The 14160-nt window shown below is 58.2% G+C and carries 15 protein-coding genes and 1 riboswitch; of the genes, 6 read left to right on the forward strand and 9 right to left on the reverse strand.

Going from position 1 to position 14160, the window contains the following annotated elements:
* Positions 1–291, reverse strand: coding sequence for a hypothetical protein (locus tag M6G53_RS12080; RefSeq protein WP_253331716.1), 291 nt, complete (start codon positions 289–291; stop codon positions 1–3).
* Between the two features lie 222 nt (positions 292–513).
* On the opposite strand from M6G53_RS12080, the gene M6G53_RS12085 reads away from it, so the two are divergent.
* The 4 genes from M6G53_RS12085 (at position 514) to cspE (ending at position 2606) form a co-directional block, all read left to right on the forward strand.
* Positions 514–1545 carry an MBL fold metallo-hydrolase gene (locus tag M6G53_RS12085; protein ID WP_253331718.1) on the forward strand — a complete coding sequence of 344 codons (1032 nt, stop codon included), beginning with the start codon at positions 514–516 and terminating at the stop codon, positions 1543–1545.
* A gap of 457 nt (positions 1546–2002) precedes the next feature.
* Positions 2003–2170 (forward strand): hypothetical protein, encoded by a 168-nt coding sequence (locus tag M6G53_RS12090; RefSeq protein ID WP_253331720.1) that lies wholly within the window; start codon positions 2003–2005, stop codon positions 2168–2170.
* A 68-nt stretch (positions 2171–2238) separates the two neighbouring features.
* Positions 2239–2355, forward strand: a complete 117-nt coding sequence (locus M6G53_RS12095; RefSeq protein WP_002211058.1) for a DUF2627 domain-containing protein — start codon at positions 2239–2241, stop codon at positions 2353–2355.
* 41 nt (positions 2356–2396) lie between these two features.
* The gene (gene cspE / locus M6G53_RS12100) at positions 2397–2606 is read left to right on the forward strand and encodes a transcription antiterminator/RNA stability regulator CspE (RefSeq protein WP_002221949.1); all 210 of its coding nucleotides are present in this window, start codon (positions 2397–2399) and stop codon (positions 2604–2606) included.
* Between the two features lie 52 nt (positions 2607–2658).
* On the opposite strand, the gene pgeF is transcribed toward cspE, so the two are convergent.
* Entirely contained in the window at positions 2659–3375 is a 717-nt protein-coding gene (pgeF, locus tag M6G53_RS12105) for a peptidoglycan editing factor PgeF (protein ID WP_253331722.1), read from the reverse strand.
* Positions 3376–3536: 161 nt separating this feature from the next.
* On the opposite strand from pgeF, the gene rlmA reads away from it, so the two are divergent.
* Positions 3537–4355: a 23S rRNA (guanine(745)-N(1))-methyltransferase gene (rlmA, locus tag M6G53_RS12110; protein WP_253331724.1), complete on the forward strand. Its 819-nt coding sequence runs from the start codon at positions 3537–3539 to the stop codon at positions 4353–4355.
* 64 nt (positions 4356–4419) lie between these two features.
* Here the strand turns inward: rlmA and mntP are convergent, their stop codons facing one another.
* From mntP to manX, 5 genes are all read right to left on the reverse strand, one after another.
* Positions 4420–4989 (reverse strand): manganese efflux pump MntP, encoded by a 570-nt coding sequence (mntP, locus tag M6G53_RS12115; RefSeq protein ID WP_253331726.1) that lies wholly within the window; start codon positions 4987–4989, stop codon positions 4420–4422.
* Positions 4990–5000: 11 nt separating this feature from the next.
* Positions 5001–5184: riboswitch (yybP-ykoY riboswitch) on the reverse strand.
* Between the two features lie 218 nt (positions 5185–5402).
* Positions 5403–5861, reverse strand: coding sequence for a DUF986 family protein (locus M6G53_RS12120; protein ID WP_253331728.1), 459 nt, complete (start codon positions 5859–5861; stop codon positions 5403–5405).
* 53 nt (positions 5862–5914) lie between these two features.
* Entirely contained in the window at positions 5915–6757 is an 843-nt protein-coding gene (locus M6G53_RS12125) for a PTS mannose transporter subunit IID (RefSeq protein ID WP_033634889.1), read from the reverse strand.
* A 15-nt stretch (positions 6758–6772) separates the two neighbouring features.
* Positions 6773–7573, reverse strand: a complete 801-nt coding sequence (locus tag M6G53_RS12130; protein ID WP_033634888.1) for a PTS mannose/fructose/sorbose transporter subunit IIC — start codon at positions 7571–7573, stop codon at positions 6773–6775.
* Positions 7574–7629: 56 nt separating this feature from the next.
* Complete coding sequence (manX, locus tag M6G53_RS12135; protein WP_253331731.1) at positions 7630–8589, reverse strand: PTS mannose transporter subunit IIAB; 960 nt, start codon at positions 8587–8589, stop codon at positions 7630–7632.
* Between the two features lie 562 nt (positions 8590–9151).
* Between manX and M6G53_RS12140 the strand changes: the two genes are divergently transcribed.
* Positions 9152–10696, forward strand: a complete 1545-nt coding sequence (locus M6G53_RS12140; protein WP_253331733.1) for a TerC family protein — start codon at positions 9152–9154, stop codon at positions 10694–10696.
* 16 nt (positions 10697–10712) lie between these two features.
* Here M6G53_RS12140 and M6G53_RS12145 read toward each other — a convergent pair whose 3' ends face one another.
* On the reverse strand, positions 10713–12299 hold the full coding sequence (locus M6G53_RS12145; RefSeq protein WP_253331735.1) for an EAL domain-containing protein: 1587 nt from the start codon (positions 12297–12299) through the stop codon (positions 10713–10715).
* 267 nt (positions 12300–12566) lie between these two features.
* Positions 12567–13931, reverse strand: coding sequence for an L-serine ammonia-lyase (gene sdaA / locus M6G53_RS12150; protein WP_253331737.1), 1365 nt, complete (start codon positions 13929–13931; stop codon positions 12567–12569).
* Positions 13932–14160: the final 229 nt, after the last annotated feature.

Consider the following 14160-nt stretch of genomic DNA (forward strand, 5'->3'; position numbering starts at 1 on the left):
TCAGCCGCGCGGCATAAAGGCGCGTCCCTCACCGTGACCCCGTCCCAGCAGTTTCCGGCACAGCAGCAGCAGGGTGCCGATCACGTCGATAGCCACCACGCTGAGCATCAGCAGAGTCAGCATGAAGAACCCGAGCAGCGAACCGGCCAGCAGCACCAGCGGTGCAGGTACGCGCAGACGGCGCAGTTTCATGGCGAAATACATTTTCCAGTATTGCTTTTGCGCCAGCAGCGTGCGGCGAATACGGCACCCCAGGCCCTGGCCTGATTTGCGGGATGTAGAACGACTCATAACGTCTCCTTTTCTGTATGCCCTACAAGTCAATCACAAAGATCTTAAGAGAGTCTTAACGGGCTCTTGGCGGCCCTGGCTTTCTCACCGGAGTGAGACAACAGTATACGGCAAAAGCTCCCGTAATGCAGCGCACGGCTGACGAAGTGCGAGTTGCGCCGGGTTTGTTAGACTGAAAGTCACGCCCATGCGGGGCGCGCAGCGGTCAGGAAAAGGGGCTGAATGAAAAGAAATCGTTATTACGATGCGGCCAAGGCGCATCACACGCCGGAGGGATTTCGCAACCTGGAACCCTCGCAGCGCCAGGAGGGCGATCTGCAGCGTTGGCGGGATGAACGCAAGCGGCAGGGGCTGCCGAGGCCGCCGCAGCGCGGCTATGCGCAATTTACGAAGGGCTGGTGGCAACCCGCCGATCTCAGCGGCAGTGACGACAGCATCTGGTGGTTGGGGCATGCCTCAATGCTGCTGCGGTTGGGCGGCCGTTACATCCTGATCGATCCGGTGTTGTCCGAACGCGCATCGCCGCTGAGTTTCTACGGCCCGAAGCGCAGAACGCCGACGCCGCTGACGGTGGGCCAACTGCCGGCGATGGATGCGGTGCTGATCTCCCATAACCATTATGACCATCTCGACAGGCGTACCGTGCGGCAGCTGGCGCGGCGCTTCCCGCAGGCCGAGTTCATCGTGCCGCTCGGCTTGAAGCGCTGGTTCCGTCGCTATCGGCTGAAGGTGCATGAACTGGACTGGTGGCAGAGCCTGGCGTTGGGCGATCTGACGGTCTACGCCACCCCGGCGCGACACTGGAGCATGCGCACGCTGTGGGATCGCAACCGCTCGCTGTGGTGCGGTTGGGTGATCCATCATCCGGCGCTGCGGTTCTATTTTTCCGGCGACAGCGGCTATTCGGCGCGGCTGGCGGAGATCGGTCAACGGCTCGGGCCGTTCGACGTGGCGGCGTTGCCCATCGGCGCCTATGCGCCGCGCTGGTTCATGCAGGAGCAGCATATGGATCCGCAGCAGTCGGTGGCGCTGTATCTCGAACTGAATCAGCCGCGGGCCATCCCCATCCACTGGGGGGTATTCGAATTGGCGGATGAAGCGCTGGACGAGCCGCCGCTGCAGTTGAATATGGCGCTGAGCGAGGCGGGGCTGGAGCAGCATCAATTCCATCCGCTGAAGATTGGCGAGCGCATCGCGTTGCCGGGGGCGCAACACGTGCCGTCTATCCGCCTGGCGGAGCCGGGGAAGGAATAATGCCCACGCTCAGCAAGCGGCCCAGTAATTAGGAAAATCGATAAGCGCGGGTGGTGATGCAAATAACCACCTGGTTTTCAGGAATTAATTCAACGTTGAACTTTCGTCATTCATAAGATTATTCCGGAACCTATTCTGGCTGGGTCGGTTAACGGCCTTCGGATTATTTATGATGAAACAACGACGAACGGAAGACCCGTCAGGCGTTTGCATGCTTATGCAACCGTTGACCGATGCGCAGACGTGACTTCTGCCCCTCGCCGCTCTCTTGTTCGCGCCGTTTGTCGTCAGGCCTGCAGGGCGATGGGGAATGCGCTTTCCGGCGGAAAATGGTCGGAGGAGCGTTGAATAAATTGGCCCCCGTTCATCGATATTCAAATGTTGCATATCTCATTCCATAAAGATTCAAATTTTTTAACGCTATAAGCGGCGAAAAGGCGAAAAAGAGGTGGCGGACATGCGTCAAAACGATGAAAGTTTTGTTAAAACACCATCAGAATGCGGGGCTTGGCGCGATGATTTCGGCAAGCAGAAAATAGCCGATGCTTCAACATCTTTTGGCCTATTTAAGCAAATGTGGCTCTCGACCGTTTCAAATATGTGCGACATGTCGTTCAGTGATTAAAAATGGCTTGCCATCGCATACAGAGTATGTGATAACGCATCTGGGTAAAACGAGGTACAGTTCTGTATATGTGTGGCATTTTCAGTAAAGAAGTTCTGAGTAAAGACGTTAGCGTTGAATACCGCTTCTCTGCCGATCCTTATCTTAGTGCCTCAAGCAGTAACGACTCTAGTTTGTCTATGTAACGCCCTCGGGCGGTTTAAACAATCCAAAGGAAATACTCAAGATGGCAAAGATCAAAGGTCAAGTTAAGTGGTTCAACGAGTCTAAAGGTTTCGGTTTCATCACCCCGGCTGACGGCAGCAAAGACGTGTTCGTACACTTCTCTGCAATCCAGGGTAACGGCTTCAAAACCCTGGCTGAAGGCCAGAACGTTGAGTTCGAAATCCAAGATGGCCAGAAAGGCCCATCTGCAGTAAACGTTACTGCTATCTAATCAGCGTCAGCTGTACAAAAAGCCCGCCTTCGAGCGGGCTTTTTCGTTTCCGTCATCCGGCGGCGATGATGATGCCGGCGTACTGGTTGCGGCCTTTGATCCCCGGATGCGTCGGATCCTGCGCGCGCCGGTGGCTGTTGCGGCGATAGCTGGTGTATTTGAAGCGCTGTGGCCGCTGCGGGTCGACATCCGGCGTGCAGATGGTGCAACTGCCGGCGCGGTCAACGGCGGCGAAGCCGAGCGCCGTCAGCTTGTATTCGGCAATTGCGGCCAGATCCAGATGCCGGTAATGCGGGCTGATCAACGCGGCGGGCAGCGGCAGACGCTGTTTGAAATTCTCCACCAGCGCTTCATCGACTTCGTAGCAGCACGGGCCGGCGGCGGGGCCGATAGAGACCACCCAATCGGCGGTGTCGCCGTCCTGGCGAATGCGCGCCGCCATTTGTTCCAGAATGCCGTCCAGCAACCCGCGCCAGCCGGCGTGCACGGCCCCGATGGCGCCGCCGTCGCGGCGGCTGAACAGCACCGGCAGACAGTCCGCCGTCAACACGCTGAGCAGAATGCCGGGCTGGCGGGTGTAGAAGCCGTCGGCCTCACCGCATGCCTGCGCCGGCTGCAATATGTCGACAATGCGGGTGCCGTGCACCTGCTTCTTTTCCGGTAGCGTGGCGCGATAGGGCAGCAGATGCCCGGGCAGCAGCGCAATTTTGCTGCCGAAGCCATGCTGAATGTGGGGCACCGCATCGAGCAGCGCGGAACGATCGCTCATAAGTTATTTTCACCTGCGTGAGAAAACAGACTCTCAGTGTAGCCAGCTTTTTCCCCGCTTGACCAGGCGTTGTTGGCGGTGAAAGCGAGCGGGGATGCGCCTTGCATCAAGCCGGCGCCTTCTTTAGACTAGCCGCGCCCTGTCTTTCTGGAAGCCCATTCATGTCTTATCAATGCCCCCTGTGTCATCAACCGCTGCATTTTTCATCACAACACTGGCGTTGCGACGGCAATCATCAGTTCGATCAAGCCAAAGAAGGCTACGTCAATCTGCTGCCGGTGCAGCACAAGCGATCGAAGCAGCCGGGAGACAGCGCGGAAATGATGCAGGCACGGCGCGCATTTCTCGACGGCGGTTATTATCAGCCACTGCAACAGCAGGTGGCCGAGTGGCTGGATTTGGCGCTGCCGGCCGATGCAGGCGCGTTGTTGGACATAGGCTGTGGGGAAGGGTATTACACCGCCGCCGTGGCCACACGGTTGGCGCAAGCGCGCAATATGGCGGTCTATGGGCTGGACGTCGCCAAGGTGGCGATCCGCTACGCCGCCAAACGCTATCCCGCGGTCTCGTTCTGCGTCGCCTCCAGCCACCGTTTGCCGTTCGCCGACCGCGCGCTGGATGCGGTCTTGCGCATTTATGCACCTTGCAAGGCGCAGGAGCTGGCGCGGGTGGTGAAGCCGGGCGGCGTGGTAGTGACTGTCTCGCCGGGCCCGCGTCATCTGTACCAATTGAAAGAACAGGTCTACCCGCAGGTGCAGCTGCATGCCGAACAGGACGAGCAGTTCGACGGTTTCGAGTGCGAGCGTAAAGAGGCGTTGGCCTATACGATGGCCCTGCCGGGCGCACAGGCCGCCAACCTGCTGCAGATGACACCGTTCGCCTGGCGCGCTACGCCGGAGGTGCAGCAGCGGCTGGCGCATGGCGGCGAGTTCGTGTGCGAAACGGATTTCGCGTTGGCGCTGTACCGACGCCGCGCTTAACCGGCGCAGTAAACCCAGAAACAAAAAAACCTGCCGCGGCAGGTTTTTTTGCAGGGCGAGCGCCTCAGGCCAGGTAGCCGAGGTGCTCCAGCAGAATGTTGACGCCGATACCGATCAGCACCACGCCGCCGAGGATCTCGGCGCGTTTGCCCAGCAGCGGGCCGATAAAGCGGCCGATCATCATGCCCAGCGTCGCCATGATCATGGTGGCGCAGCCGATGGCCATCGCGGTATGCACGATATTGACCTGCAGGAAGGCCAGGCCGACGCCGATAGCCATGGCGTCGAGGCTGGTGGCAACAGCGGTGGCCACCAATATCCAGAAGCCGTGACGTTTGACCTTCTCTTCTTCATCGGGCCGGTTGCGCACCCCTTCGACGATCATGCGCATGCCGAGAATGAACAGCAGCGAGAAGGCGACCCAGTGATCCCATTCCATGATGTACTGGCTGGCGAACAGGCCGATGGCCCAACCGATGAGCGGGGTAATGGCTTCGACCACGCCGAAGATCAGGCCGGTGCGGATCGCTTCGCGGAAACGGGGTTGATGCAGGCTGGCGCCTTTGCCGATCGAAGCGGCGAAAGCATCCATGGACATGCCAAAAGCGAGAATGAGCGTTGCTGAAAGGTTCATGTGAAATAGCCTCGGCCGGGTGGCTCCATATACACGTAACCCACCCCCAACCAAACGACGGAGTCACGTGTCTATGGTCTCGCCAACCTTACCTGGCTGCCCGCACCACGTTTCATACGGCGAAACGAGTATGTTGATACGGGCGTTTCTGGCGTTTTATTCTCCAGAAACCGGCTACTCCCCAATGACGGCGCAACCATACCATATTATTTCCGCCACCGACAACTTTATTCTAGAGCAATGTTTGATCTTAATTGAGACTCGTTTTCATTAATCTAAGTTCATGTGGGAATATAATGTAGACGCGGGTAACAATGTTGCGGGAATAATAGCCAGAAAGGAAATGGCGCTGCCGATTAATTATCCATAAGCAGCGCAAGGTTTGAGCGGAAACAAGGCGATTTTTTATTTATCTATTGATTATCAACGAAAAAATTATAAATCTTTTCCAGGTTGTCCAAGTGCGTCACCTGAACCAACAGCCTGCGTTGCTCCAGGTCGATGGCCAAAATACCGTCCTCCGATAAATTCATGGCTTTAATGCGGTTATATTCGACAAACACATTCGCGAAGAAAAAACCTTGTGTTTTAAACAGTATTTTGGGAGAGCGAATATAAGAGATATAGATCGCGAGCAGCGCTAAAGAAATAAGCAGATAAGTGGTTAATACCGCACCGTTGGCGGTGACATTGCGGTAAATAAGAATGGCGATCAGGCCGACGAAAATCAGGCTGTCGAGGCGATGGCGGCGCTTAAGCGGCACCTTAAGCCGCGTTTTGCCTTTCAGCAGGTTCATGCCGAATTCGTCATACAGCGAGTACAGCAACAGCAGGGCGATAAACAGCATCAGTACGGCGTCGGTCAGCGACATCTCTTGCTCCACACATAAAAAAGCCGGGGGGTGCCCCCGGCCGTTTCGAACGATTACAGGCCCAGCAGGCCAATCCAATAGCCAAAGATGCCGATGACGAAGAAACCGATGATGATCCACAGCGCATTGACTTTCTTGCGCAGCAGCCACATACAGGCGAAGGTCAGCAGCAACGGCACCAGGCCCGGCATCAGCTGGTCGAGGATGGTCTGCACCGTGGTGACGTTGGTATGCCCGGTCTGGTCGGTGATTTTGGACACCACCAGCGGGATATTCACGTGCGTCCACTTGTTGACCAGCGCGCCCATAACAAACAGGCCGAGAATGGACGCCCCTTCCGTCAGTTTTTGCAGGAAGCCGCCGCCCATGTCGTTGACGATGTCTACCCCTTTACGGTAACCGTAGGCCACGCCGTAGTAGCGGGTCAGCAATCGCACCAGGTTGAACAGCACGAAGAACAGGATCGGCCCGAGCAGGCTGCCGCTCATGGCGATGCCGGCGCCGAGCGCGGCGAACACCGGCCGCACGGTGCCCCAGAAAATCGGGTCACCGACGCCTGCCAACGGCCCCATCAGACCGACCTTGATGCCGTTGATCGCACCGTCGTCGATCGGCGCGCCGTTGGCGCGTTGCTCTTCCATCGCCATGGTCACGCCGAGCACCGGCGCCGCCACGTAAGGGTGGGTGTTGAAGAACTCGAGGTGGCGCTTGATCGCCTGTTTGCGGTCGTCATTGTTTTCCGGATACAGGCGACGGATCACCGGTACCATCGAGAAGCAAAAACCCAGCGCCTGCATGCGTTCGAAGTTCCATGAACCCTGGAACAGGTTAGAGCGCAGGAACACGCCGCGAATGTCGGCCGGCGTGAGTTTCTTTTGAGCAGTTGTATCAACCATTTCTCTCACCTATTCCTAGTCGAGTTCGTTATCGAGATCGTTCGCATTAGCCGGGCCGGCCTGGACAACCTGAGACTTGTTGTATTTCGGGCTGAGCTGGATATACAGCACGGCCATCACCACGCCGATGACGCCGAGCGCCACCAGGTTGAAGTTGGTGAAGGCGGCGGTCACGAAACCGAGGTAGAAGAACGGCATCAGGTAGCCGGCGCGCATCATGTTAATCACCATCGCGTAACCGACCACCACGATCATGCCGCCGGCGATGTTCAGGCCGCTGGTGACCACTTCCGGGATCGAGTTGAGCAGCGCGTGTACCCCGGCGGTGCCGACCGAGATGGCGACGATGACCGCCGGAATGGCGATACGCATCGCCTGCAGCAGCAGGGCGCCGATATGGATCCAGGTGATGGCGCGCAGGCTGCCGCGCTCCGCCGCGCTGTCCGCCGCGTGCTGGAAGGCCACGGTGAGGGTACGCACGATGATGGTCAGCACCTGGCCGGCCGCCGCCAGCGGAATGGCCAGGGCGATACCGGCGCCGACGCTTTGCCCGCCGGCGATGACCAGGATGGTCGAGATGATGGATGCCAGGGCGGCATCCGGCGCGACCGCCGCACCGATGTTCATCCAGCCCAGGGCGATCATTTCCAGCGTACCGCCGATGATGATGCCGGTTTTCATGTCGCCGAGAATGAAGCCGATCAGGGTACAGGCGACCAGCGGACGGTGGAACTGGAACTCGTCGAGGACGGAACCCATCCCGGCGATACAGGCAACGATAAATATCAGCACAATCTGAAGAGTGGTGATCTCCATTGCACTTCTCCTATGACCAAAAAAGCTCTGAGTAAAATAATCAGCGGCTGGCGCCACTAATTGAGTTTGTTAATCAGGTCCATCATTTTTAGCCGGCTGTCGGACGAGACCTTGCGCACCTCCAGCTCGATACCGCGATCGTTCAGTTTCTTAAACGCTTCGATATCTTTTTCATCGACGGAAACGGCGTTGTTCACCTGGGTTTTCCCCTGACGGAACGCCATGCCGCCGATATTGACGGACTTAATCTCCACGCCGCCCTCCACCAGACGCCAGACGTCGGTCGGGTTGGTGAACAGCAACATCACGCGGTCGTTGGCGTATTTCGGGTTGTTCCAGACGCGGATGGCCTTCGCCACGTCCACCACGTGAGCGGTGACGCCCGGCGGGGCGACCTGGGTCAGCAGAGTTTTGCGCACATGGTCGGCGGCGACTTCATCGCTGACGACGATGATGCGGCTGACGTTGGTTTCTTTGGTCCAGCGGGTGGCGACCTGGCCGTGAATCAAGCGGTCATCGATGCGCGCCAGGCCGATCTTCATGTGATCGTTTGGCCCCAGCGGCGCCTGAGGGGCCACGGCTTTGGCGACGGGTGCTGTGGGTTTTGCGGGTTCTTCCTGCGGTTTTTTCAGCGCTTTCACACCTTCGCGGCCGGTTTCCAACGCCAGCGCGACCAGTTCATCGAACGCGGGGTTATCGTCCCGCGCCATGAAGGTTTCCACCAGCATCGGAATGTTGACCCCGGTGACGACCTCATAGTTTTCCTTGTCGACCGCAATGCGGCTGGCGGCGTTGAACGGGCTGCCGCCCCAGGTATCCACCAGGAACAGCACGCCGCCGCTGGTATCCAACCCACTGATTTTTTCGTTGTACTTGACGATTAACGTTTCGGCATTCTCACCGGGAACGAAGTCTATAAAGGCGACGTTGTCCTGCTCGCCCAATAGCATCTCCGCCGTTTTCAGCAGTTGTTCCGCTGCAGCCCCGTGTGTGCCGATGATAATAGCTATTGCCACTCGCTACCTCCTCGTTGAACTCCAGGCGCGAATTGTGTCGATTCTCCGCGCCGTCTTGGCAGTCACTTCCGCGGTTCAGATACATTATGGTAGAAAAAAAGAAACGCACGCCTAACATTTCTCACGCAGTTTCAAATGCCTGTGCGCGATGCTTCACGAACGCGACATTTATTTTAGTGAGTGAAAAAATATTTTTTGTGACGCTGCTCTGTTATTGCATGCTCAGAGAAATCTTAGCTTTCACCGGCGATAGAGCGTGGCGCCATCCTAAACCGCCGTTGAAAAAGCTGCTTTGTCCCCCAGAAAAATCCTGATACAGTAATTTCCTCTTTCATCACTAAGGAGTGAAGGGCCTCAGCCCTCCCTATGGACTGTCACCGAAGTTACTGTTTTTCCAGGTTTCACCCGCCACCTGCTGGCGTTGTATATGCTGTTCGGCCCTTCGGCCATCTCCCGGTAACCCCATCCCGTGATCTTGCTATTGTCGACTGCGCCCATGCAGTGACGGCATCGTCACGTCTGAGCGGCGTGCGCTCATTCCCGCTTTTCTCTGGAGTCTGACATGGAATTTTTAATGGACCCCTCTATTTGGGCGGGGTTGCTTACGCTGGTGGTGCTGGAAATCGTGCTGGGCATCGACAACCTGGTGTTCATCGCCATTTTGGCCGACAAGCTGCCGCCGAAACAGCGTGATAAAGCGCGCATCATCGGCCTGTCGCTGGCATTGCTGATGCGTTTGGGTCTGTTGTCGGTGATCTCCTGGATGGTGACGTTGACCACGCCGCTGTTCAGCGTCGCCGATTTCAGCTTCTCCGGCCGCGATTTGATTTTGCTGTTCGGCGGGGTGTTCCTGTTGTTCAAGGCCACTATGGAACTGCATGAACGGCTGGAAGGGCAGACGCATCAGGACGGCGCCAACCGCGGTTACGCCAAATTCTGGGCGGTGGTGGTGCAGATAGTGATCCTCGACGCGGTGTTCTCGCTCGATGCGGTGATTACTGCCGTGGGTATGGTGAACGATCTGCCGGTGATGATGGCGGCGGTGGTGATCGCGATGGCGGTGATGCTGCTGGCGTCCAAGCCGTTGACCAATTTCGTCAACGCGCACCCGACCATCGTGGTGCTGTGCCTGAGCTTCCTGCTGATGATCGGCCTGAGCCTGATCGCAGAAGGCTTCGGGTTGCATATTCCTAAAGGCTATCTGTATGCGGCGATCGGCTTCTCGATCCTGATTGAATTGTTCAACCAGATCGCACGGCGCAACTTCATCAAGCATCAGGCGCGTCGCCCGATGCGCGAGCGCACCGCGGAAGCGATCATGCGCCTGATGGGGCAGCAGCGTGCGCAGCAAACGGATGACGCGGTTGTCTTGCCGAGGGATGAAACCTTTGCGGCGGAAGAACGTTACATGATCAGCGGCGTGCTGACGCTGGCCTCGCGTTCATTGCGCAGCGTGATGACGCCGCGCACCGAGATCTCCTGGGTCGACTGCGAACGCTCCCGCGAAGAGGTGCGCGAGCAACTGCTGGACACACCGCACAGCCTGTTCCCGGTGTGCCGTGATTCGGTGGATGAGATTGTCGGCGTGGTGCGCGCCAAGGATCTGCTGGTGGCGTTGGAGCTGGGTGAAGACATCGCCGAGTTCGCCGCCCGCACGCCGCCGATCGTGGTGCCGGAAACCATGGACGTCATCAAGCTGCTGGCGGTGCTGCGCCGCGCCAAAGGGCGTCTGGTGGTGGTCACCAACGAGTTCGGCGTCGTTCAGGGGCTGGTGACGCCGCTGGACGTGTTGGAAGCGATTGCCGGTGAGTTCCCGGACGAGGATGAAACGCCGGACATCGTGGTGGAAGGCGACGGCTGGCTGGTGAAGGGCGGAACCGATCTGCACTCTCTGGAGCAGGCGCTGGCCTGCGATGACCTGGTCAGCCCCACCGCCGATTACGCCACCCTGGCGGGGCTGCTGTTGGCCCACTACGGGCAGATGCCGGTGGTGGGAGATACCATCGAGCTGAACCACCTGCGTTTCGATATCGTTGAGGTGTCCGAATACCGCATCGAACTGGTGCGCGTTACCCGCGTCGCCCCGGACGAGACGGCGCACGCGTAACCCTCCCGCCGGGGGCTCAGGCCTCCGGCGGATCCTCTTCCGCTTTCCTGACGCGCGATTCGTACTGCTGCAACCACAGCGGGAAAACATGGATCGGCATCGGCTTGGCGAAATAATACCCCTGCAGGGCATTGACCTCGCGTGAGCGCAGGTAGTCGGCCTGTTCTGCCGTTTCCACCCCCTCGGCCACCAGTTTCAGTTTCAGTCGCTGCGCCAGCGTAATGATGGTGTCGGTCACCGTGGCGTTCACCGCGTCGGTGCCGATGGCGGCGGTAAACCCGCGATCGATCTTCAACACGTCCGGGCTGAGGTTTTTCAGGTAGCTCAGCGAGCTGTGGCCGGTGCCGAAGTCGTCGATGGCCAGCATGATGCCCATATCTTTCAGCGTGCGGATTTGATCGTACTGAATTGCCGACAGCGCGGTGCGTTCGGTCAGTTCCAGCATCAGCGAAGGCATCGGCTGCGCCGGCAGCCAAATCTGCCGAATATCGTCGATGATGTTGAGCGTTTTAAAATGCTCGGCGGCGACGTTGATGCTGATGTAGAACGACGGCCGCGGCGGGAACAGCCGCAGATTTTCCGTCACGGTGTTCATCAGATAGCGAGTGAGCGGAATGATCAAGTCATGCTGCTCGGCCAGCGGAATAAACACGTCAGGCGAGATCCACCCTTGCCGTTTCTTTTTCCATCGCAGCAGCATCTCGACGCCGGCGCAGCGCTCGGTGTCGCTGTGGATAATCGGCTGGCAGTAGACGCGGAACTCCCGGTGCGTGATGGCATGGCCGATGTGGTAAGACAGGCTCATGCGGTTGGCGGTGAGCAGATAGACCACATAGGCCGCCAGCAGGCTGATCAATAGCGCAAGCGGAATATGGCGCGGCAATGCGGAAAGCGCCAGCATACCGATCTGCGGGCCGAACAGCGAAATGGAGAACGGATAGAGCGCGGAACCGGCGGTGTAACGCAAATCGTTGGTCAGGGTGTCGCGGCTCAGAATTTCGCGACGGCCATATTCCAGGCTGCTGTCGGCGACGTTCAACACCATTCGCTGAACGTAGGGCTCCTGAGGCTCAAGTAAAAAGTTGGACAGCAGCTCGATATTGAACACGTGCAGCACGCCGCTGGTCTTATCGTCGGGGGATGGCGTCCACAATACCAGCGTGGGCAGACCTTTGCTCACCGCCAGCGAAGGGCGCAGCGCCAGCCTGACGTTGCTGTTGACGAGGGTGGGCATCACCGCGGCCATTTGATAATGGCGGGCGCCAAACAGACTGGAGCAGTAAATAATGCCGTTCTTCACCAGCAGCATGGCGCGCAGCGCCTGGTTCTGCGCGGCGCGAAAGCGCAGGGTCGATGACACGTTCTCGCAGGGTTGATCCAGCATCTCCATACTGCGTTCCGCCTGCAGCTGCGCCGGGGTCAGCAACTGGTTGATCTTGCCGACGGTGCGGGTGGCCAGCGTCTGCTGGCTCTGCTCGATGCTTTTGACCTCTTGATAGTAACGGGTATACAGCGATACCAGCAGAATAGCCACGCCCACCGCTCCGGCCAGCAGCCAACGGTAGTAACGGTATCGGGACGCGGCGAGGTGGGTCATCAACATCCGGTAAATCCTTGTTCGGTAATCCAGCTCCGAGTCACAGTCAGGCCATAGCTCCTTAAGTTGCGCTCGGCTAATTCTAGTCTGAGGTTATACAAGATTGATGGTAACTCAGTAAATTATTTCAGTTTGGTAAAACAGAAGGCCAATTTGCAGGCTAACCGCCGGATCGATGAGAAAATGCAGGATATTTTCGAGTGACATTGTCACAATGGACGATCAAGAAATTGATTGCCCATAAAAAACCCCGCCGGGCGGCGGGGTTGTCTGTCAGTCGCATTGCACCTTGATCGCCAGGCCGCCGCGTGATGTTTCGCGGTACTTGGCGTTCATGTCTTTGCCGGTTTCATACATGGTCTCGATCACTTTATCCAGTGAAACGCGTGGCTCGCTGGTGCGGCGCAGGGCCATGCGGGCGGCGTTGATCGCCTTGACCGATGCGATGGCGTTGCGCTCGATGCACGGCACCTGCACCTGGCCGGCGACCGGATCGCAGGTCAGACCCAGGTTGTGTTCCATGCCGATCTCCGCCGCCACGCACACCTGCTCGGGGCTGCCGCCCAGCAGTTCGGCCAGGCCGGCCGCCGCCATCGAGCAGGCCACGCCGACTTCACCCTGGCAACCGACTTCGGCGCCGGAAATCGAGGCGTTCATCTTGTACAGCGCGCCGATGGCGCCCGCCGCCATAAAGTAGCGGATGTAGATGTCGGGGCTGACGGATTCGATAAAGTGATCGTAGTACGCCAGCACTGCCGGCACGATGCCGCAGGCACCGTTGGTCGGCGCGGTGACCACGCGGCCACCGGCGGCGTTCTCTTCGTTCACCGCCAGCGCAAACATGTTGACCCAGTCGATCACGTTCATCGGATCGCTGGACAGTTTGTCCGACGCCACCAGCATGCGGCGCAGTGCGGAGGCACGGCGCGGCACGCGCAGCGGCCCCGGCAGCACGCCTTCGGTGTTCAGACCGCGATCGATACAGGCGCGCATGGTTTGCCAGACGTTGCCGAAATAGGTGTCGATCTCTTGCTTGCTGTGCAGCGCCAGCTCGTTCTGCATCACCATGCCGGACAGCGACAGGCCGGTCTCGCGGCAGTGGTCGAGCATTTCGCGCGCGGAGTTGAACGGATAAGGCATTTGCAGCGCTTGCTCGCCGGCCTTGCCGAAGTTCTCTTCGTCGACGATGAAACCGCCGCCGATGGAGTAATAGGTCTTGCTGTACACTTCTTTATCGCCGGAGAAGGCGTGGATCTGCATGCCGTTCTCATGCAGTGGTAGGTTGTCGCTGCGGAAGACCATGCCGCCGTCGCGCGGGAAATCGACTTCATGCAGGCCGCTGGCCAGCATCAGGCGTTGACGTTGTTCTACATCGCGGATAAAACCCGGAATGCTGTCGATATCGACGGTGTCCGGCATATTGCCGGCCAGGCCGAGAATGATAGCGATATCGGTATGGTGACCTTTGCCGGTCAATGAGAGTGAGCCGTAAACGTCTACGGCAACACGCGTGATAGAAGGCATCAGGCCTTTATTTACCAGATCGTCGACAAACTGTTTGCCGGCTTTCATCGGTCCAACCGTATGAGAACTGGACGGGCCGATGCCGATCTTAAACATGTCGAAAACGCTAATCACGCTAAAACTCCTTAAAGAGACGTATTGTTATGGCTGCGGCGGTTAAAAACCGCGCAGGGAACAGCGATATTGTAAAAGGGCCGTGCGGGTTCGGCTGCCTTTTTCGCATGAAATTAAATAATCCGTGGTGTCGCTTTTTTTACTGATTACCCGGGGCAAACCCTTAAGCGGGGTATCCGCTTTTGCCCAAGCTCCATTATCGGTAATCGCGCCAGCTTTCCGTGCTGAA

The sequence above is a fragment of the Serratia nevei genome, from assembly GCF_024160145.1.
Classification (GTDB): domain Bacteria; phylum Pseudomonadota; class Gammaproteobacteria; order Enterobacterales; family Enterobacteriaceae; genus Serratia; species Serratia nevei_A.

What these genes read in the sequence shown, in the direction of transcription:
- M6G53_RS12080 (WP_253331716.1), bottom strand. Translation starts at nt 291, where the DNA reads ATGAGTCGTTCTACATCCCGCAAATCAGGCCAGGGCCTGGGGTGCCGT.
- M6G53_RS12085 (WP_253331718.1), top strand. Translation starts at nt 514, where the DNA reads ATGAAAAGAAATCGTTATTACGATGCGGCCAAGGCGCATCACACGCCG.
- M6G53_RS12090 (WP_253331720.1), top strand. Translation starts at nt 2,003, where the DNA reads ATGCGTCAAAACGATGAAAGTTTTGTTAAAACACCATCAGAATGCGGG.
- M6G53_RS12095 (WP_002211058.1), top strand. Translation starts at nt 2,239, where the DNA reads ATGTGTGGCATTTTCAGTAAAGAAGTTCTGAGTAAAGACGTTAGCGTT.
- cspE (WP_002221949.1), top strand. Translation starts at nt 2,397, where the DNA reads ATGGCAAAGATCAAAGGTCAAGTTAAGTGGTTCAACGAGTCTAAAGGT.
- pgeF (WP_253331722.1), bottom strand. Translation starts at nt 3,375, where the DNA reads ATGAGCGATCGTTCCGCGCTGCTCGATGCGGTGCCCCACATTCAGCAT.
- rlmA (WP_253331724.1), top strand. Translation starts at nt 3,537, where the DNA reads ATGTCTTATCAATGCCCCCTGTGTCATCAACCGCTGCATTTTTCATCA.
- mntP (WP_253331726.1), bottom strand. Translation starts at nt 4,989, where the DNA reads ATGAACCTTTCAGCAACGCTCATTCTCGCTTTTGGCATGTCCATGGAT.
- M6G53_RS12120 (WP_253331728.1), bottom strand. Translation starts at nt 5,861, where the DNA reads ATGTCGCTGACCGACGCCGTACTGATGCTGTTTATCGCCCTGCTGTTG.
- M6G53_RS12125 (WP_033634889.1), bottom strand. Translation starts at nt 6,757, where the DNA reads ATGGTTGATACAACTGCTCAAAAGAAACTCACGCCGGCCGACATTCGC.
- M6G53_RS12130 (WP_033634888.1), bottom strand. Translation starts at nt 7,573, where the DNA reads ATGGAGATCACCACTCTTCAGATTGTGCTGATATTTATCGTTGCCTGT.
- M6G53_RS12140 (WP_253331733.1), top strand. Translation starts at nt 9,152, where the DNA reads ATGGAATTTTTAATGGACCCCTCTATTTGGGCGGGGTTGCTTACGCTG.
- M6G53_RS12145 (WP_253331735.1), bottom strand. Translation starts at nt 12,299, where the DNA reads ATGTTGATGACCCACCTCGCCGCGTCCCGATACCGTTACTACCGTTGG.